Origin of the sequence: Halopseudomonas bauzanensis (assembly GCF_900114735.1) — a bacterium.
Classification (GTDB): domain Bacteria; phylum Pseudomonadota; class Gammaproteobacteria; order Pseudomonadales; family Pseudomonadaceae; genus Halopseudomonas; species Halopseudomonas bauzanensis.
Window position 1 is genome coordinate 105,824 of record NZ_FOUA01000007.1, and the last position, 18,873, is coordinate 124,696.

Here is an 18,873-nt window from a genome sequence, read left to right on the forward strand (position 1 = left end):
CGGCGATCTCTCGCGCGCCCTCGAATGCTAAACTCAGCTTCGGTAACGAGGAGATCGCGCCATGAATCTGCGAATCATGCTGGCCATTTTTACCAGTCTCGCCCTTGCTTTCAGCTCTGTTCAGCTCCTCGCCGCGCCGCGGACCGAGGTCATCCCGTTGGGTTACAACATGGCCCAGGATGTCATTCCGGCTATTCAGCCGATGCTCCGTGCCGACGAACGTGTCTCCGCCTATGGCAATCAGTTGATCATTCGCGCCGAGCCTGAGCGGCTGCAGGAGATCCGAGCGCTGCTGAGCGAGCTTGATCGCCAACCGGCCAAGCTGCGTATCACCGTCAGCAACTCGGCCAGTTCACGGGGTAACGAGTCCGGCTACCGACTGGATGGTCGATTGGAAACTGGCGCTGGGGACATTGTTGTGGGGCAGCCGCGAGGTGCCAATCAGGCGCGGGTCATCCGCCGTGAAACCCGCGGCGCGGGTGACGGTACCCGGGTGATCACAGCCAACGAAGGCTACCCGGTGCTGATCCAGACCGGCCAACGGATACCGCTGACCAGCACCACGACCAATATCTATGGCCAGGTGATCAATCAGACCGAATATCACGACGTCACCTCCGGCTTTTACGCCACCGTGCGCCTGAACGGCGATCTTGCAACCATCACCCTGAGCGCCAACAACGATCGGCTGCACCCTGCCGGCAAGGATGTCATCGACGTACAGCGTACCGATACGGTAGTCACCGCACGCCTCGGCGAGTGGGTTACCGTTGGTGGGGTGGATGATGCTGAAAGCCGCCAGGACCGCGGCCTAGGGCGCCGAACCACCACCCGCAGCGCGCAACAGCAGAGCATCCGATTGATGGTCGAACGCTTGCAATGAGTTTTGTTGGAGTTTTGTAGTGTTTAGATAAATTCACTACAAGATCGTTGACTTCTGTTTTTCCAGGCCGCATTATTGCCCCGCTCCCGCTAGCCAGAGCCCCTTTACGGGTCTCCGGATGGTTCCTGAACCTAAGGACCCATCTGTGTCTCGACAGCCCACAAGGCAGTTCGACGAGGTTGCGACTGGAACGAAGTTGTCCTGAGGGACGGGGAAGCGATTCAAACGTAGCAGCCTGTATGACACCGGAGCGGCGGTATGCTCTTCAAGCTATCAGCTTGAGCAAAACACGCCATCCAGCGCATCGACTGTAACGTACCCTCCTCTCTCTTATGTCATTCTTCAATTCCGGTCACTGTTTCGACGCACTGCGGAGTGCCGCAACCCAGGCTCTGGCTTAAGGGTTCGGGGTCGACTAACGTCAGAACCAACGCACACTTTGAAGGATTGACCATGTCAGCATATCAGAACGATATCAAAGCAGTTTCCGCGCTCAAAGAAACCGCCGGTAACGGCTGGAACGCCATCAACCCGGAATCCGTCGCACGCATGCGTGCACAGAACCGTTTCAAAACCGGTCTGGATATCGCCAAGTACACCGCTGCTATCATGCGCAAGGACATGGCCGAGTATGACGCCGACAGTTCTGCCTACACGCAGTCCCTCGGCTGCTGGCACGGCTTCATCGGCCAACAGAAGCTGATTTCCATCAAGAAGCACCTGAAGACCACCAACAAGCGTTACCTGTACCTGTCCGGCTGGATGGTCGCGGCGCTGCGTTCCGAGTTCGGCCCCCTGCCCGACCAGTCCATGCACGAGAAGACTGCCGTTTCCAGTCTGATCGAAGAGCTGTACACCTTCCTGCGCCAGGCTGACGCCCGCGAACTGGACCTGCTGTTCACCGCTCTGGACGATGCCCGCGCCGCTGGCAACAATGCCAAGCTCCAGGAAATCCAGGCCCAGATCGACAACTTCGAAACCCACGTGGTGCCGATCATTGCCGACATCGACGCCGGTTTCGGTAACGCCGAAGCCACCTACCTGCTGGCCAAGCAGATGATCGAAGCGGGTGCCTGCTGCATCCAGCTCGAGAACCAGGTGTCCGACGAGAAGCAGTGTGGTCACCAGGACGGTAAAGTCACTGTTCCACACTCTGACTTCCTGGCCAAGATCAACGCCGTTCGCTATGCCTTCCTCGAACTGGGTGTCGACGACGGTGTGATCGTTGCCCGTACCGACTCCCTGGGCGCCGGCCTGACCAAGCAGATCGCTGTTACCAACGAGCCGGGCGACCTGGGCGACCTGTACAACAGCTTCCTCGATGGCGACTACATCGAGAATGCCGATTCCATCGAGAACGGCGACGTGGTCATCAAGGCCAACGGCAAGCTGCTCAAGCCCAAGCGTCTGGCTTCCGGTCTGTTCCAGTTCCGCAAGGACACCGGTGTCGACCGCGTCGTACTGGACTGCATCACTTCCCTGCAACACGGTGCCGACCTGCTGTGGATCGAAACCGAGAAGCCGCACGTTGGCCAGATTGCCGACATGGTCAACCGCATCCGCGAAGTGGTACCGAACGCCAAGCTGGTCTACAACAACAGCCCGTCCTTCAACTGGACGCTGAACTTCCGTCAGCAGGTATTCGATGCCATGGTTGCCGAAGGCAAGGATGTTTCCGCCTACGACCGTGCCAGCCTGATGAGCGTCGAGTACGACGAGACCGACCTGGCCCAGCTGGCTGATGAGAAGATCCGCACCTTCCAGGCTGATGCAGCCCGTGAAGCCGGTATCTTCCACCACCTGATCACCCTGCCGACTTACCACACTGCCGCACTGTCTACCGACAACCTGGCAAAAGGGTACTTCGACAAGGAAGGCATGCTGGCCTACGTGAAAGGTGTTCAGCGTCAGGAAATCCGCCAGGGTATCGCCTGCGTCAAGCATCAGAACATGGCTGGCTCCGACCTCGGTGACAACCATAAAGAGTACTTCGCTGGCGAAGCCGCTCTGAAAGCCGGCGGTAAAGACAACACCATGAACCAGTTCTGATCGAATTGATTCACGGGCCTCGGCCCGCGTGTTGAAGAAAAGGCCACCTCCGGGTGGCCTTTTTCCTTCCAGTAGGCTCCAAGCCGCCAAGTCGCGTACAATGCGCGCTCCATTGCCGGCCGCGACGGCGTACTCGCTCCTCCGGCACATCATGCAGCAACAGGTTGGAAAGAATGGCACGTTTACATCTGGAGTTTCCGGAAGATCAGTTTTACTTCACCACTCAACTGACCGTCCGCATCACCGACATCAACTCAGGCAAGCATCTGGCAAACGATTCCATGGTCTCGATGATATCTGAGGCCCGGGCTCGCTTTCTGTATCAGTTCGGTATAGAAGAAGCTGGTGTCACAGAGGTCGGCATTATCGTCACCGATCTGGCCACCACCTACCTCAAGGAGGCGTTCGCCCGGGAAACTCTCGTCTTTGAAGTGGGGCTGATGGATCTGAACAAGTACGGCGGCGATATCATCTTCCGTATCACCAAGGCCGATAGCGGCGAGCTGGTTGCCCTGGCCAAGTCCGGCTTCGTGTTCTATCACTTCCTTACCGCAAAGGTTGCGCCGATGCCTGAGGATTTCAGGTTGCGCTTTCCTGGCGTGAACCAGGCCGTCGATTGAGAAATACCTAGATTCCGAAACGAAAAGGCCGGTCAATGACCGGCTTTTTTTGGCCTGCCATCCTTGGCAAGCTGACCCCGGGTGGTCGCGAATGCAACGCCCACGGGGTCTATGATGAAGAAGATCGATTAACGAACTTCAACCTCAGTTTCCACTTCAGCTTCAACGCGACGGTTCATGGCGCGGCCATCGTCGGTTGAGTTGTCAGCGATCGGGCGAGCTTCGCCGTGACCGACTGCATTCACGCGGGAAGACTCAACGCCTTCAGCGATCAGCGCTTCACGAACAGAGTTGGCGCGACGCTCGGACAGGTTCTGGTTGTAGGCATCAGTGCCGACGGAGTCAGTGTGACCTTCAACGGTAGTGGTGACCGAAGGATAGGTCTTCATGAACTCAGCCAGGCTCTGGATGTCCTGACGGAACTCCGGACGGATGGTGTCGCGGTCGAAGTCGAACTTGACGTCCAGCTCAACGCGAACGGACTGCACCTCTGGCTCGGGCTCAGGAGCGGGTGCCGGGGCAGGAGCGGGCTCAGCCTGGGCTACAACCGGAGCGGGCGAAGAACCGAAGTTCAGACCTAAGCCAACGCCGGCCTGCCATTCGGTGTTGCGATGGTCCAGACCGTACAGGGCGTCAACACCAGCCTTCACGAAGAAGTTTTCGTTCAGGTAGTTTTTCACACCGAAACCGGCCACAGCCATAGTGGTACGGTCATCCGTGTTGGTACCGACCTGTTCCAGTTCCTGGTGAGCGAAGCCACCGGAAATGTAAGGACGCAGCGCACCTTCTCCGAAGTGGTAAACGGCTTCAACGTGGGCGAGCTTGCCGTCGATATCTTCACCGGAGTTCGGACCGTTATCCACTTCCAGACTCTTGTAAGTACCCAGGCCGATGTTCAACAGTACGTCGTCGGTGACAAAGTAGCCCAGGCTACCACCAACCAGAGTACCGTCGTTCAGATTGTGGCGGCTGTCGGTGAAATAGCGCTTGGCGAAGGCTTCGACTTCAACCGAACCGGCACTCTGGGCCATGACCGGCAGCGCGGAGCCGGCGATAGCAGCACTTACAACGATACCTACTGTGTTTTTCAATTTCATCTTTGAATCCCCGTTAAATCCATTCGGACGTTAGGTTTTGCGCAAAACTCGCAGGCAGTATAGCAGAAGCTACGGTAATTCAAGCGAGCCACATCTAAAAAGGATTGTTCAAGTGCTTCCTCAGCTTTTCCAATGCTCGCTTGTAGCGCATCTTGGTCGCACTCAATCCCATGTTCATGATGTCGGATATCTCTTGAAACTCCAACTCCGCAACGAAGCGTAATACCAGGATTTCCCGATCTACCTGGTTGACATGCACGAGCCAATGGTCCAGGCCCTTGCTGTCTACGGCTGGGCCCTCAGGTTCTTGGGCTTCTTCCTGAGCGTCCAGACTAAGCGCATCGTATAACCGCCGCTTGCGTTTTTCTTTTCGATACTGGGTAATGCATTCATTGTAAGTGATGCTATATAGCCACGTTTTGAACTTGGCCTTACCTTCAAAGTGCTTAAGCCCGTGCAGCACCTTGAGCATCACTTCCTGACATACATCATCAGCATCCCTTTCGTTGCCCAGATATCGGGCACACACATTGAAGAGTGTGCGTTGATACCTTCGCATCAGCTCCTCATAGGCAACGGTAGTATGGAAAAGTTCACGATTGGCGCGCGCGACCAGTTCTTCGTCCGTCATCTCGGACAATTGGCTGCGATTGCGTGAAGCCAGGCTATCGGTCAAAACAGAGTCATCGGCAAGTTGGCAGGACCGTATCGCCGTCAGAGCAACACGGGTTTATCCAGTAGAGTGCGGTTGGGTATAGAAATGAAACGGCCTTCATCATCCACAAGTGTGGTTTTAACAGTGCCGATCTCTTCGATCACGCCTTCGCGGTCTTCGACCTTGATTCGATCTCCGACCTGATACAGTTCCCGGAGATAAACCCCGGCGATAATCTGACTGACCGTGTCGCGACTGCCCAAACCCATGGCCAACGCCGCCGCCGCACCGAAGGACACCAGCACGATGGCGATCACGGTATTGAGCAACTGGGTCTCGATCTGCAACTGCCCTATTGCCAGCGACACCGTAATGATGACCAGCAGCCCCTGCACCAGCCGGCTGATGCCGCCGGCATAGTCGGCGCCAATGCTTTCGACGGTGCCGCGCACCATCCCGGCTACCAGATGGGACAGCAGCAACCCCGCCAGCAGAATCAGCGCCGCTCCGAAGACCTTTGGCAGGTACAGCGCAAAGGCATCCAGTGTCGCAGAGACCCGTGCCAGCCCCAGGGTTTCCGCAGCGGAAACCACGAAAGTGAGAATAATGAACCAGTAGATGATCTTGCCGATGACTGCCGATACCGGCGAGGCAATGCCGATGCGGCCGAGCATCTTGGTCACCCCTGCCCCGGTCATCAGCCGATCGAGCCCGAGCTTGGCCAGGCCCTTGCTCAGCACCGCATCGACGATACGGGCAATCACGAAGCCTAGCAGCACAATGATAAGCGCGGTGATCAAGTCAGGTATGAAAGAGGCTACTTTGGTCCACAAAGCAGTCATCGCAGCCACAAAACTCTGGCTCCAGGTTTCTTGTTCCATGGGATAGGCTCGCTATGAATTCAGATCAGTGGAAGAGGTGCGCCGTTCCCGGCGAGCTGCGGCAGCCTGGCGCAAGCCGCGCCCTCCACCTTCGCCGATGACCCACCCCCAGCTGGCGAACAGCCGGAGCAGATCGAACAGACCGCTGTGGATATGAGCTCGATGCAGGACACGTTCCAGCCGCTTGTCATCCGCGCTGGGAGGCTGCCCGGAGGCATCTTCGCGCATCAGCTGGCGTAATTGGCTTTCAAATGGATCGTCCATGGCTATCTCCGAGTCGATGAATACACAGCACAGACGAACATCGGCCGGATGATGTCACCCGGCCGATGTGTCGAACTGAAAATGCCTGGCGCTTACTGGGGCATTTGCAGCGCTGTGGACGATACGATGATGCCGTTGTTATCGGCATATACATATTCACCCGGACGGAAGGTCACGCCACCGAAGGTGACCGGCACATTATGCTCGCCGACGCCACGCTTGTTGCTCTTGCGCGGATGGCTGGCCAGGGCCTGGACGCCGAGCGGTGTCTGGATCAGCACATCCACATCGCGCACGCAGCCGTAGATGATAATGCCTTCCCAGCCGTTCTTTGCCGCCTTGTCCGCCAGCATGTCGCCGAGCATGGCGCAGCGCAGAGAGCCGCCGCCATCCACTACCATGACTTTGCCTTTACCGTTCTCTTCAACCAGCTCCTTGACCACGGAGTTGTCTTCAAAGCATTTGACCGTGACGATCTCGCCGCCAAAGGAGTCGTGCCCGCCGAAGTTGCCGAACATGGGTTCGACAACCGCGACGTCGGGATAAGCGTCACACAGGTCTGGCGTTATATACATCGTCATGCTCCCAGGCTGATCAGCCGTTGTTTTCCGCAAGGAAGAACCAGGTATCCATTACCGAATCGGGGTTCAGCGATACACTTTCGATGCCCTGCTCCATCAACCAGCGAGCCAGGTCCGGATGATCCGACGGACCCTGGCCGCAGATACCAATGTACTTGTCGGCCTTGTGGCAGGCAGCAATGGCATTGGCCAGCAACTTCTTGACCGCAGCGTTCCGCTCATCGAACAGGTGCGCGATGATGCCGGAGTCACGATCCAGGCCCAGAGTCAGCTGAGTCAGGTCGTTGGAACCAATGGAGAAACCGTCAAAGTGCTCCAGGAACTCGTCAGCCAGCAGCGCGTTGGCCGGCAGCTCGCACATCATGATCAGGCGCAGGCCGTTCTCACCACGCTTGAGGCCATTCTCGGCCAGCAGTTCGACAACCTGTTTGGCTTCGCCCACGGTGCGCACGAAAGGCACCATGATTTCCACGTTGGTCAGGCCCATTTCATCACGCACCCGCTTCATCGCCCGGCATTCGAGCTCAAAGCAGTCACGGAAGGATTCGCTGATGTAGCGCGACGCGCCACGGAAGCCCAGCATCGGGTTCTCTTCTTCCGGCTCGTACAGGCGCCCGCCGATCAGGTTGGCGTATTCGTTGGACTTGAAGTCCGACAGTCGCACAATGGCTTTCTTCGGCCAGAACGCCGCTGCCAGGGTGCTGACGCCCTCGACCAGCTTGTCGACATAGAAGCTGACCGGGTCAGCGTAACCGGCGATGCGCTTCTCGACGCTGTCCTTGACTTCCGAAGGCAGGCTGTCGAAATTCAGCAGCGCCTTGGGATGCACACCGATCATGCGGTTGATGATGAACTCCAGACGCGCCAGACCCACGCCCTCGTTGGGCAGGTTGGCGAAATCGAATGCGCGGTCCGGGTTGCCGACGTTCATCATGATCTTGAACGGCAGCGGCGGCATGGCGTCGACGCTGTTGGTGCGGATATCAAAATCCAGGCGACCTTCGTAGATCATCCCGGTGTCACCCTCGGCACAGGAAACAGTGACCAGCTGACCGTCCTTCAGTTCGCTGGTGGCATTACCGCAACCCACTACGGCGGGGATGCCCAGCTCGCGGGCGATGATCGCCGCGTGGCAGGTGCGGCCGCCGCGGTTGGTAACGATAGCGCTGGCGCGCTTCATGACCGGCTCCCAATCCGGGTCGGTCATGTCCGACACCAGCACATCACCGGGCTGAACCTTGTCCATTTCCGACACGTCACGGATGATCTTCACCGGGCCTGCGCCGATACGCTGGCCGATCGCCCGGCCTTCTACCAGCACCGTGCCCTTATCCTTCAGCAGATAGCGTTCCATGACGTTGACATTGCTGCGGCTCTTGACCGTTTCCGGACGAGCCTGAACGATATACAGCTGATTGTCGTCCCCGTCCTTGGCCCACTCAATATCCATCGGGCAGCCATAATGCTTCTCGATGATCATTGCCTGGCGGGCCAGGCTGACAACTTCCTCATCGCTCAGACAGAAGCGTGCGCGTTCGGCGGCATCCACATCCACGGTTTTGACCGAGCGGCCAGCGCTGGCCTCTTCGCCGTAAACCATCTTGATCGCCTTGCTACCGAGGTTGCGGCGCAGGATGGATGGGCGCCCCGCTTCCAGGGTCGGCTTGTGAACATAGAACTCGTCGGGGTTTACCGCACCTTGCACGACGGTTTCACCCAGGCCGTAGGCACCGGTGATGAACACCACGTCACGGAAACCGGATTCGGTATCCAGCGTGAACATCACGCCAGCAGTACCTGTTTCTGAGCGCACCATCCGCTGAACGCCAGCAGACAGGGCAACCAGCTTGTGGTCAAAGCCCTGGTGGACTCGATAGGAAATAGCGCGGTCGTTGAACAGGGAGGCAAAAACTTCCTTGGTAGCGCGGATGACGTTGTCTACGCCGCGGATATTGAGGAAGGTCTCCTGCTGACCAGCGAAGGAAGCATCAGGCAGGTCCTCAGCGGTAGCCGAGGAACGAACGGCGACAGCCAGGTTGTCATTGCCAGCCGACAGCTTGGCAAAGGCTTCGCGAATTGCACTATCCAGCGCAGCGGGGAATTCGGCTTCCATGATCCACTGGCGAATCTGCGCACCGGTACGCACCAGGGCGTTGACGTCATCCACATCCAGCACGTCCAGCGCCGCATTGATACGGTCGTTGAGACCACTCTGTTCGAGAAATTCGCGATAGGCATCAGCGGTGGTGGCAAAGCCACCCGGTACGGATACACCGGCACCAGCCAGATTGCTGATCATTTCACCAAGCGAGGCGTTCTTGCCGCCAACTCGCTCAACATCTCCAACACCCAGTTGCTCAAAGGACACTACGTACTCTAGCAAGGTGATCTCTCCGTCAATCGATGAATAGGTTCGCAGCGCGGGCTTTGCCGTCTGGTCTGCAAGTCACAAATACGCCACAATGCCACTTTGACGCTGATCGAGGGCTCAGGACTGACGCCCTCGCAAATTCTGTTATCTTAAGGCTTCGCGCATGAAACGCACTGCTTTTTTCATTTCCGATGGTACCGGTATCACTGCCGAGACGCTTGGCCAGAGCCTGCTCTCTCAATTCGAGAACATCCAATTCAGCAAGCTGCTGCGGCCCTATGTGGACACCGTGGAAAAAGCGCGGGACATGGTACAACAAATCAATGCCGCTGCCGAGGCAGATGGTCAGCCTCCGATCATTTTCGAAACCGTGGTCAATCGTGACATTCATCAAGAGCTGACTCTGTCCAAAGGCTACATCATCGATATCTTTTCCACGTTCCTGGCGCCGCTCGAGCAGGAACTGGGCGCCGGCTCGTCCTATTCGGTGGGCAAATCCCACTCGATCCAGCACAACGGCAACTACCAGGATCGCATCGACGCCGTGCATTTTGCCATGGACAACGACGATGGTGCGCGCACTCATCATTATAAAGAAGCGGACATCATCCTGGTTGGCGTTTCCCGCTGCGGCAAAACGCCCTCCTGCCTCTATATGGCTCTGCAGTATGGCATTCGTGCGGCTAATTATCCGCTCACCGATGACGACATGGAGCGCCTGCAACTGCCGGCCGCGCTGAAGCCCTACAAACAGAAGCTGTTCGGCCTGACCATCGATGCTGATCGCCTGGCCAGCATCCGCAATGAACGCCGCCCCAATAGCCGGTACGCCAGCTTTGCCCAGTGCGAGTTCGAAATCCGCGAGGTGGAAAACCTGTTCCGCCGGGAAAACATCCCGCACATCAACTCCACGCATTTTTCGGTGGAGGAGATCTCCGCCAAGATCCTGGTACACATGGGGATCGAGCGCCGCCTGAAGTAACCTCTCTTCACCGCCTGCAGTTTTTCTGTTGATACTCACGTGCCGGGCTCCCGGCACGTTGGGTTTTTCTCTGCTCCTCCCCGTTCTCCCGCTCCGCTCAGAAATTTACATTTGCCGGTTGAAATTTACAAAGTGAGATGTAATATTGCCGGCGCCTGATAATCATTATCAATCTTCCTGCTAGACGCACCCTATTCTCGTCTACAGCTCATCCGAAAGGAGTTTCTGATGTTGCCGAACCGCCCTGCCCTTGCAGCACATTGCGCCCTCGTCGGCAGTTTGACTCTATTGGCAAGCGGCGTTGCGCTGGCCAACCAGGAGGCCATCCGCCTGTCCGACACCGTCGTCACCGCCTCGGGCTTCGAGCAGAAGATCACCGAAGCGCCGGCCAGCATCAGTGTGATCAGTCAGGAGGATCTGCAGCAGAATCGGTTCAGTAACCTGGCGCAGGTTCTGGAGAATGTGGAAGGTATCGACGTCAATCAGGGCACTGGCAAAACCGGTGGGCTCAATATCAGCATTCGCGGCATGGAAAGTCAGCACACGCTGATTCTCATTGACGGCCGCCGGCAGAATGCTCCGGGTAATGTTTCTCCCAATGGCTTCGGCGAAACCTCCACCAGCTTTATTCCTCCCATGTCCGCCATTGAGCGCATCGAAGTCATCCGAGGCCCAATGTCCACGCTGTACGGCTCTGATGCTCTGGGCGGCGTGGTGAACATCATCACCAAGAAAGTGGCTGACGAGTGGACCGGCTCCATCAGCCTGGATCATACCTTCCAGGAAAACCGTGATTACGGTGACGCCAGCAAGACCAGCTTTTATTCCAGCGGGCCGCTGGTGGAAGGTCTGCTTGGCATGGCCGTGCGCGGCAGTCTGTACAACCGGGAAGAGTCTGACCTGATGTTCGACAACAACTCGGAAGTCAGCAAGCGTGGGGCCTCGCCGGTTGAAGGGCGTAACTACACCATCGGTGGTCGCCTCAACCTCACGCCTGTTGATAATCACGACTTCTACCTGGACTTCGAGCGTGGCCGCCAGGTGTATGAGAACGATGAATGCCAGCTGGGTACATTGGATGGCAGAAATAGAAACTGTGAGGTTCCCGCGAATCCTGAGGCAAACGGGTACGCTGACCAGCTGCGCTTTGAACGCGAGCAGTACGCTTTTGGGCACAGCGCCCGCCTGGGCTTTGGTAACCTGGACAGCAGCATTACTCACAGCACTACCGAAACCCTCGGCCGCACGATTCCTGGCGAGATCGGCGCGCCCTACGCCGGTTTTCCTTCGATCATCGGCGGTAATGACCGCCAGCTTGAATCCACCGATCTGGTTCTCGATAGCAAACTGGTTGCCCCCATCGGCGATGCCAACCTGTTCACCGTGGGCGGCCAATACCGTGACTCTGAGATGACCGACGGCATTGCCAATGAAGATTTCGAACAGAAATCCTGGGCATTGTTCGCGGAAAACGAGTGGCGTATGCGTGAGGATCTGGCCCTGACGCTGGGCGGGCGCTATGAAGACCACGATGCATTTGGTGGTCACTTCACGCCGCGCGCTTATCTGGTATGGAATACCAATGATAACTGGACGTTAAAAGGCGGTGTAAGCAAAGGATATCGGACACCGGACCTGAACGACCTGCATGACGGTATCAATGGCGTTACCGGTCAGGGCGACACTATCACTATCGGTAGCCCTGACCTGAGCCCGGAAGAAAGCACCAACATGGAATTCGGGGTTTACTACGACAACCTGGCCGGCTTCAACGCCAACGCCACCGTGTTCCATAACGAGTTCAAGGACAAGATTTCTGATGGCAATGACATTGTTGTCTCCGGGCATCCGACAATCCCCGACGGCACCTATTCGCAACTGACCAATATCGGTGAGGCTGAAACCCAAGGGCTTGAGCTAGCGGCGAGCTGGATGTTCGCCCCCCGCTGGACCCTGAGCGGTAACTACACCTACAGCGACAGCGAACAGAAAAGCGGGCCGGACAAGGGTGAGCGTATCAACAACACCCCGGAACACCTGCTTAACGCCAAGCTCAACTGGGCTGCCACAGAGCGGCTGTCGCTCTGGGTGCGCGGTGAGTATCGGGGCGAGCGTACGCGCTTCACTCAGCGCTATGAAAACCTGAACGCCGATGATCAGGCGATAGAACGGCAAGTTGGCGACATGGATGCCTATGAACTCTTCCACCTGGGCGGTTCTTACCGGGCTTCCGATAATGTCACCCTGACGGCTACCATCTACAACCTGTTCGATAAGGACTTCCTGGAGGGCTCTTACTATATCGATAGTGAAGGCGATACTCAGTGGACCTCGAACTATGCCCATATCACTCGCTCCACCAGCGGTACCATCCAGGAAGGTCGCCGCCTCTGGCTCTCCGCTACCGTCGATTTCTGATCGGCTCTGAGCTGCCTCGGCAGACGCCCGCTTCGGCGGGCGTTTTCATTTCCGGGCTTCCACATTGTCCCCAAAGTAAACCTCCTCCCGCTTTTCTCTCCGAAACGAGAAATATTCCCGTTTAAATATAAAAGACGGTAGCCCTTTCGCTAAAGGCTCTCTATACTCTCGCGCACAATCAATAATGATAACGATTCTGATTAGCATGATGATCACACCGGAAGCCCTGCCAGGGCATAATAAGGAGCACTAACGGATGTCGATCAGAATTACCCTCCCCGCCCACCTCGCTGGTGGCGTTGCGCTGCTGGCGGCCAGTGTTGCGCTGGCCAATCAGGACTCGATTCAGTTACCCGATGTCACCGTCGTGTCAGCCACGGGTTTCGAGCAGAAGATTGCCGACGCACCCGCCAGTATCAGCGTGATCAGCCGCGAACAACTCCAGAGCAAACCCTACGCTGGGCTGGCCGATGCGCTACGTGACGTAGAAGGCGTAGATGTCGGCGCCGATCTCGACAAGAACGGCAATATCAGCATCACCATGCGGGGACTGCCGAAGGACTACACCCTGGTGCTGATCGACGGCCGCCGGCAGAGCGATATCGGCGACATCGGGCCGAACAACTTCGGCAACAGCCAGTTCATGTACATGCCATCGATGGATGCCATCGAGCGCATCGAAGTCATCCGCGGGCCAATGTCTACCCTCTATGGCGCCGATGCGATGGGTGGGGTGATCAATATCATCACACGCAAGGTGCAGGACAGCTGGGGTGGCTCCATCAGCCACGGCATCTCTATCCAGGAGGATTCCCAGTTCGGTGACGATCGCAAGACCGACCTGTTCGCCAGTGGCCCGCTGATCGAGGGGCTACTCGGTCTGGGATTGCGCGCCAGCCTGTATGATCGCGAACAGAGCGATCCGGGGTACAGTGTGGGCACGCTGGTCAATGGCGATGGCAGCCTGTTCGAGGATAACGGCAGTTTCGGCGACAAGAAGATCGTGGCGGCAAAGAACTGGAACGCCGGCTTCACCCTCAATCTCACGCCACTGGAAGATCATGACTTCCAGTTCGAATACGATATCGCCAAGCAGCGCTACGACAATACCGAAGGCCAGACGGGGACCTTGGACTCGGTCGACAGCCTGTGGCGCGCCCGAGCAGGGACCATTCAGCCCCGTGTCGGTTATGCGGAATACCAGCGGGTCGAGCGCGAGCAATTCGTCCTGGCGCATACCGGACGCTGGACGTTTGGCACCAGTGACACCAGCCTGACCCGTAGCACCAGCAGTAACCTCGGTCGTTCCCTGCCGCTGACGGTGCAGGAGCGAGGCGCCTTGCAGGCCATCTGGGATCAGGCCGCCGCCGATCAGGGTATTGGCACGCCGGAGCTGACCGATGAGCTGCGTGCGGAACTGGAAAATACCTTCCTGCCCCGCAACCGCCGCGAGCTGGAAATTCGCAACACCATCTTCGACACCAAGCTCAGCAATAACATCGGCGATCACCACTTCACCGTCGGCGGTCAGTATTTCCTTGCCGAGATGGAAGACGGTGTATTCGGTATGGACGGAGCAAGCTATCAATCCGGCGCGACGCAGGATCACAAGCAATGGGCGCTGTTCGCCGAGGACAACTGGGACCTCACCGACAAGCTGACTTTCACCTATGGCGCCCGCTACGACGACCACAACATCTTCGGCTCCGAGATCAGCCCGCGCGCCTATCTCACCTGGCGTACCACGGACAACTGGACTCTCAAGGGTGGGGTCAGTACTGGCTACAAGACGCCCAAGCCGAACCAGCTGTTCCCGGGTATCGTTGGCTTCGGCGGCCAGGGCGTCAGCCCCATGGCCGGGTCACCGGATCTGCAGCCGGAAACCAGCACCAATTATGAAGTCGCGGCGTACTACGACAACCTGACCAATTTCAATGCCAACGTCACGCTGTTCTTCAATGAGTTCAAGGACAAGATCGCCCGCGCCGATGCCGTCCCCAACTGTTACAACGCCAACGGCGTGAAGTATCTCAGCTCGGGCTGCGTGGATGTCGGCCCCGGCTGGGCCGAACTGGGATACGACAGTTTCAGCCAGAGCACCAACGTGGACAAGGCCGAGACCAAGGGCATCGAGTTGGCCGCACGCTGGGAAATCATTCCCACGCTCAGCCTCAGCGGCAACTACACCTACACGGACAGCGAACAGAAGAGCGGCGCCCAGCAAGGCCTGCCCCTGGTCAACACACCGGAGCACATGCTCAACAGCACCCTCAGCTGGGATGCCTTGCCCCGCCTGAATCTATCGCTGATCGCCGAGCTGCGTGACGAACGCTATCGCGGCACCGCTGTCAGCAGCGGGCCGACGCCGGTTACCCGCAAGCTCTACTACCAGTCCTACGACATCTATCACCTGGGGATGCGCTTTCAGGCCAGTAACGATCTGACCCTGCATGGTCGCGTCAACAACCTGCTGGACAAGGATATGGCCGGTCGCAATTGCGAGCCGACCTTCGATGATCTGGGCAATCACGACACCTGGTCCTGCTCGAATGACTACAACGTGACGGAGAAGGCACGCAGCTTCTGGCTGGCCGCCAACTACCGCTTCTGACCAACCCCGGCCCACGGTCGCCGTGGGCCTTGCGAGATGAGCAACAGGCAATGAAACACCTGGTTATCGGCACCCTGCGGCAATGGCACTGGATCAGTTCCGCTCTGTGTCTGGCGGGCATGCTGCTGTTCGCCGTTACCGGCATCACCCTCAACCATGCGGCGGGAATCGAGTCGCAGCCACAGGTGCGTACCCTGGAGCTGCAGCTGCCGGATGAGCTGAGCGCATTGCTGCCGGTGGCAGCCGAGCAGGAGGTCTTCCCCGCGCCGTTACATGATTGGCTGCAGACGACACTCGCGGTCCGGTTTGGTCAGGATGCTATCGAGTGGTCGGCTGATGAGATCTATGTGGGGATGCCCCGGCCAGGCGGCGATGCCTGGCTAGCACTGGATCTGCAGGCTGGAGAAGTGTTTTTCGAGGATACCGATCGAGGCTGGATCGCTTATGCCAACGACCTGCACAAGGGACGGCACAGCGGTACAGCCTGGAGCTGGTTTATCGATATCTTCGCCGGGGTCTGCGTGATCTTCAGCCTGACCGGTCTGCTGCTGCTCCGGCGGCAGGCGCGCAATCGCCCTTCCACCTGGCCGGTCACGGGGCTGGGTCTGCTGATTCCGGTACTCATTGCCTTGCTGTTCATTCATTGAATCCACTGAAAGAGGATAACCCCATGCGCACATGGTTCTTGCTGCCGCTGGCCGCCTTTGCGGCCCACGCCAGCGCAGCCGAGATGACCGTTTCGGTCGAAGTACCGCGGCTGGCAGTAGCGGAGTATCACCGGCCCTACGTCGCCATCTGGATCGAGAATGGCGAGGGGCATGTGGCTGATCTATCGGTCTGGTATGACCTCAAGCTGCAAGACAACGAAGGAGAAAAGTGGCTGAAGGACATGCGCCAATGGTGGCGGCGCAGCGGTCGTTCGCTGGCATTGCCGGCGGATGGCCTGTCCGGTGCCACACGGCCGGTCGGCGAGCATAGCCTCACCTTCCCGGCTGACCACTCGGCGCTCGCCGCCCTGAAACCCGGGGATTACCAGTTGGTGGTGGAAGCGGCCCGTGAAGTAGGCGGCCGGGAGCTGGTGCGCCTGCCATTCAGCTGGCCGGTAGCCGACCAGACCGAGCATCAAGTGAGCGGTAAAACCGAACTGGGCAACATCAGCCTGAACATACAGCCCTGAACCACACTCAAGACCAGAACAGGAACAATACAACACCATGCTTAAACAACTTACCCGCTGGACCGCCCTCGCCATTGCCGTCACCCTGCCCCTGTCAGCCAATGCCCACCGGGCCTGGATGCTGCCCTCGACCACCGTTGTTTCGGGCGATAACGCCTGGATCAGTGTCGATGCGGCCGTCGCCAACGACCTGTTCTACTTCGAGCACCATCCGTTGGTGCTGGAGGGTATCGGCCAGCCGCCGCAGCGTGCCGATGGCAATGCAAGACCACGCGCTGCCAACCGCCTTGTCATCACCGCGCCCGACGGCGAGGAAGTCGCCGCGCAGAACGGCCATGTCGGCAAGTACCGCAGCGTATTCGATGTTGAGATCACCCAGAAAGGGACCTACAAACTGGCTGTCGCTGGTGCACCGCGGTACTTCGCGCGCTACCAGGAGAATGGGGAGGAGCGCCGCTGGATGGGAGAGCTCGCCGATGTCGGTGATGCCCTGCCGGCTAATGCGCAGGATGTGCAGGTCAGCCAGATGGAATCACGCATGGAGGTCTTCGTGACCTCCGGCGAGCCGACCGACAGCGTCTTTGCGCCCACTGGCCAAGGGCTTGAGCTGCAGCCGATCACCCACCCAAATGACCTGTTCGCCACGGAAACGGCGGAGTTCGTCTTCCTGCTGGACGGCAAGCCGGCGGCGGGTGTCGAGGTCAATGTTATCCCCGGCGGTATCCGCCACCGCGACGGGCTCAATGATATCCGCCAGACCACGGATGCCGACGGCAAAGTCGCCTTCACCTGGCCAAGCGCCGGCTTCTGGTGGTTGGAAGCCAAGGTGGTGCAGGAAGATGGCGTGCAGGCACCGCTGACCCAGCGCCGCGCTACCTACAGCGCCACGCTGGAAGTCATGGCGCCCTGATGACGGAGCTGTCCCCGGTGGGCTGGCTAGCCGATCAGCGATTGCTGTGGGCCGCTCTGGCCTTCGGCAGTTGGCTGTTATTGTGCTGGCTGTGCCTGGTGCGCCCGCCACGGCCCAAAGCGATGTCGTCAGTAACGGCTTCGGAGTGGCTGATTGCCTATGCCAGCCAGTCCGGCGCGGCTCAAGACATCGCCGAAAGGCTGTTACCGGCGTTCCACCAGCACAATCTGCAGCCAGCGCTGCTGCCGTTGAATGCGCTGCACCCTGATGCTCTCTCAGGTTATTCGCGGGCCCTGTTCATTGTCAGCACCTATGGCGAGGGGGAAGCGCCGGACAACGGCGCCTCCTTCTGGCAGCGGGCCAGCAATGCCCGGCCTGATCTGACGAGCCTGGACTACAGCCTGCTGGCGCTGGGTGACCGCCGCTATTCCGACTTCTGTGGGTTTGGCCGGCAGCTGGGGGATTGGCTGGATGGAACCGGGGCTAAGGCTGCGCTGCCTCGCCATGAGGCGGACCGGCTGGATACCTACGTACTGCATGCCTGGCATCGGCGAATATCGCAATGGACTGGCCTGAAACTCCAGGCGCCCTCTTCTGCTCCGTTCAGCTACTGGACGTTGTGCGGGCGCACTCAGCTCAATCCTGAAAGTCCGGGCTCCCCTGCCTGGTTGATACGTTTGCTGCCAGTGGGCGAGCTACCTGACTGGCGGGCCGGCGATCTGGCTGAGGTACGCATCGGGTCGATCCTGCGCACTTATTCCATCGCCAGCCTGCCGGAGGACGGCGCTCTGGAGCTGATCGTTCGTCAGGTCGTCAATGACGACGGCTCCGCAGGACAAGGTTCCGGCTGGCTGTGCTGTCATGCAGAACCCGGTGCGATGGTGGAAATACAGCTGCGGTCGAACCCCGGCTTCCATCTGCCTGAGGATAACCGCCCTGGCATCTTCATCGGCGCCGGTACCGGGCTGGCCGGCCTGCGCGGCCTGCTGCGGCAGCGCCAACGTCTGGGGTGTCCGGATAGCTGGCTGCTCTTTGGCGAACGCTGCCAGCAGCATGACCGCTGGCTCGCAGAGGAGCTGGATGCCTGGACGACCGAAGGCACGCTACTGCTGGATCGCTGCTTCTCCCGCGCCGGCGATCAGCCGGAGTACGTGCAGCACCGCCTGGCTGCCAAGGCAGATCAGCTTCGGCAATGGGTGGACCGTGGGGCCAGTATTCACGTTTGTGGCAGCCTGGCCGGCATGGGTAACGAGATCCACAGCCTGCTGCAAGCGGTCTTGTCGCCTCAACAATGGCAGGCACTACAGGAGCAGCAGCGCTATCGGCGCGATCTATACTGAGTTCGGAGAATCGGAACCATAAGGCTAAGCCGAC

16 protein-coding genes are annotated in these 18,873 nt (G+C 58.7%); 10 read left to right on the top strand and 6 right to left on the bottom strand.

Translation table 11 applies throughout. The features are described from left to right. Positions 1-61: 61 nt before the first annotated feature. The 3 genes from BM267_RS14495 to BM267_RS14505 all read left to right on the top strand — a co-directional run bounded on the left by BM267_RS14495 (position 62) and on the right by BM267_RS14505 (position 3,552). Positions 62-883, top strand: a complete 822-nt coding sequence (locus tag BM267_RS14495; RefSeq protein ID WP_036989792.1) for a secretin N-terminal domain-containing protein — start codon at positions 62-64, stop codon at positions 881-883. Positions 884-1,336: 453 nt separating this feature from the next. Next, positions 1,337-2,932 (top strand): isocitrate lyase, encoded by a 1,596-nt coding sequence (locus BM267_RS14500; RefSeq protein WP_074781211.1) that lies wholly within the window; start codon positions 1,337-1,339, stop codon positions 2,930-2,932. 173 nt (positions 2,933-3,105) lie between these two features. Beyond that, positions 3,106-3,552, top strand: coding sequence for a thioesterase family protein (locus tag BM267_RS14505; RefSeq protein ID WP_036989790.1), 447 nt, complete (start codon positions 3,106-3,108; stop codon positions 3,550-3,552). A gap of 128 nt (positions 3,553-3,680) precedes the next feature. On the opposite strand, the gene BM267_RS14510 is transcribed toward BM267_RS14505, so the two are convergent. The 6 genes from BM267_RS14510 to ppsA form a co-directional block, all read right to left on the bottom strand. Beyond that, positions 3,681-4,649, bottom strand: a complete 969-nt coding sequence (locus BM267_RS14510; RefSeq protein WP_074781212.1) for an OmpA family protein — start codon at positions 4,647-4,649, stop codon at positions 3,681-3,683. A gap of 94 nt (positions 4,650-4,743) precedes the next feature. Then, on the bottom strand, positions 4,744-5,325 hold the full coding sequence (gene sigX, locus BM267_RS14515) for an RNA polymerase sigma factor SigX (protein WP_036989788.1): 582 nt from the start codon (positions 5,323-5,325) through the stop codon (positions 4,744-4,746). Between the two features lie 38 nt (positions 5,326-5,363). After that, positions 5,364-6,185, bottom strand: coding sequence for a mechanosensitive ion channel family protein (locus BM267_RS14520; RefSeq protein ID WP_074781213.1), 822 nt, complete (start codon positions 6,183-6,185; stop codon positions 5,364-5,366). Between the two features lie 12 nt (positions 6,186-6,197). Further along, positions 6,198-6,449 carry a hypothetical protein gene (locus tag BM267_RS14525; protein WP_036989786.1) on the bottom strand — a complete coding sequence of 84 codons (252 nt, stop codon included), beginning with the start codon at positions 6,447-6,449 and terminating at the stop codon, positions 6,198-6,200. 92 nt (positions 6,450-6,541) lie between these two features. Further along, positions 6,542-7,030, bottom strand: a complete 489-nt coding sequence (gene rraA / locus BM267_RS14530) for a ribonuclease E activity regulator RraA (RefSeq protein ID WP_036989785.1) — start codon at positions 7,028-7,030, stop codon at positions 6,542-6,544. A 13-nt stretch (positions 7,031-7,043) separates the two neighbouring features. Then, positions 7,044-9,413 carry a phosphoenolpyruvate synthase gene (gene ppsA, locus BM267_RS14535; RefSeq protein ID WP_074781214.1) on the bottom strand — a complete coding sequence of 790 codons (2,370 nt, stop codon included), beginning with the start codon at positions 9,411-9,413 and terminating at the stop codon, positions 7,044-7,046. 151 nt (positions 9,414-9,564) lie between these two features. Here ppsA and ppsR point away from each other — a divergent pair, with 151 nt between their 5' ends. The 7 genes from ppsR (at position 9,565) to BM267_RS14570 (ending at position 18,839) form a co-directional block, all read left to right on the top strand. Then, positions 9,565-10,383, top strand: coding sequence for a posphoenolpyruvate synthetase regulatory kinase/phosphorylase PpsR (gene ppsR / locus BM267_RS14540; protein WP_036989783.1), 819 nt, complete (start codon positions 9,565-9,567; stop codon positions 10,381-10,383). 228 nt (positions 10,384-10,611) lie between these two features. Continuing rightward, entirely contained in the window at positions 10,612-12,801 is a 2,190-nt protein-coding gene (locus BM267_RS14545) for a TonB-dependent receptor domain-containing protein (RefSeq protein ID WP_136869449.1), read from the top strand. A 256-nt stretch (positions 12,802-13,057) separates the two neighbouring features. Continuing rightward, positions 13,058-15,412: a TonB-dependent receptor domain-containing protein gene (locus BM267_RS14550; RefSeq protein WP_074781216.1), complete on the top strand. Its 2,355-nt coding sequence runs from the start codon at positions 13,058-13,060 to the stop codon at positions 15,410-15,412. 50 nt (positions 15,413-15,462) lie between these two features. Then, the gene (locus BM267_RS14555; RefSeq protein WP_036989780.1) at positions 15,463-16,059 is read left to right on the top strand and encodes a PepSY-associated TM helix domain-containing protein; all 597 of its coding nucleotides are present in this window, start codon (positions 15,463-15,465) and stop codon (positions 16,057-16,059) included. 23 nt (positions 16,060-16,082) lie between these two features. Continuing rightward, positions 16,083-16,589 (top strand): DUF2271 domain-containing protein, encoded by a 507-nt coding sequence (locus BM267_RS14560; RefSeq protein ID WP_036989779.1) that lies wholly within the window; start codon positions 16,083-16,085, stop codon positions 16,587-16,589. A 37-nt stretch (positions 16,590-16,626) separates the two neighbouring features. Further along, a complete protein-coding gene (locus tag BM267_RS14565) occupies positions 16,627-17,499 on the top strand; it encodes a DUF4198 domain-containing protein (RefSeq protein WP_074781217.1) in 873 nt (290 codons plus the stop codon). Beyond that, positions 17,499-18,839 (top strand): sulfite reductase subunit alpha, encoded by a 1,341-nt coding sequence (locus BM267_RS14570; protein ID WP_074781218.1) that lies wholly within the window; start codon positions 17,499-17,501, stop codon positions 18,837-18,839. Before BM267_RS14565 ends, BM267_RS14570 begins: the two co-directional genes overlap by 1 nt. Positions 18,840-18,873: the final 34 nt, after the last annotated feature.

Bases quoted from the DNA above. Each gene is read 5' to 3' on its own strand.
- BM267_RS14510 (WP_074781212.1), bottom strand. From the start codon at position 4,649: ATGAAATTGAAAAACACAGTAGGTATCGTTGTAAGTGCTGCTATCGCC.
- BM267_RS14500 (WP_074781211.1), top strand. From the start codon at position 1,337: ATGTCAGCATATCAGAACGATATCAAAGCAGTTTCCGCGCTCAAAGAA.
- BM267_RS14555 (WP_036989780.1), top strand. From the start codon at position 15,463: ATGAAACACCTGGTTATCGGCACCCTGCGGCAATGGCACTGGATCAGT.
- BM267_RS14570 (WP_074781218.1), top strand. From the start codon at position 17,499: ATGACGGAGCTGTCCCCGGTGGGCTGGCTAGCCGATCAGCGATTGCTG.
- ppsR (WP_036989783.1), top strand. From the start codon at position 9,565: ATGAAACGCACTGCTTTTTTCATTTCCGATGGTACCGGTATCACTGCC.
- BM267_RS14550 (WP_074781216.1), top strand. From the start codon at position 13,058: ATGTCGATCAGAATTACCCTCCCCGCCCACCTCGCTGGTGGCGTTGCG.
- BM267_RS14520 (WP_074781213.1), bottom strand. From the start codon at position 6,185: ATGGAACAAGAAACCTGGAGCCAGAGTTTTGTGGCTGCGATGACTGCT.
- BM267_RS14505 (WP_036989790.1), top strand. From the start codon at position 3,106: ATGGCACGTTTACATCTGGAGTTTCCGGAAGATCAGTTTTACTTCACC.
- BM267_RS14525 (WP_036989786.1), bottom strand. From the start codon at position 6,449: ATGGACGATCCATTTGAAAGCCAATTACGCCAGCTGATGCGCGAAGAT.
- rraA (WP_036989785.1), bottom strand. From the start codon at position 7,030: ATGACGATGTATATAACGCCAGACCTGTGTGACGCTTATCCCGACGTC.
- BM267_RS14560 (WP_036989779.1), top strand. From the start codon at position 16,083: ATGCGCACATGGTTCTTGCTGCCGCTGGCCGCCTTTGCGGCCCACGCC.
- BM267_RS14545 (WP_136869449.1), top strand. From the start codon at position 10,612: ATGTTGCCGAACCGCCCTGCCCTTGCAGCACATTGCGCCCTCGTCGGC.
- BM267_RS14495 (WP_036989792.1), top strand. From the start codon at position 62: ATGAATCTGCGAATCATGCTGGCCATTTTTACCAGTCTCGCCCTTGCT.
- BM267_RS14565 (WP_074781217.1), top strand. From the start codon at position 16,627: ATGCTTAAACAACTTACCCGCTGGACCGCCCTCGCCATTGCCGTCACC.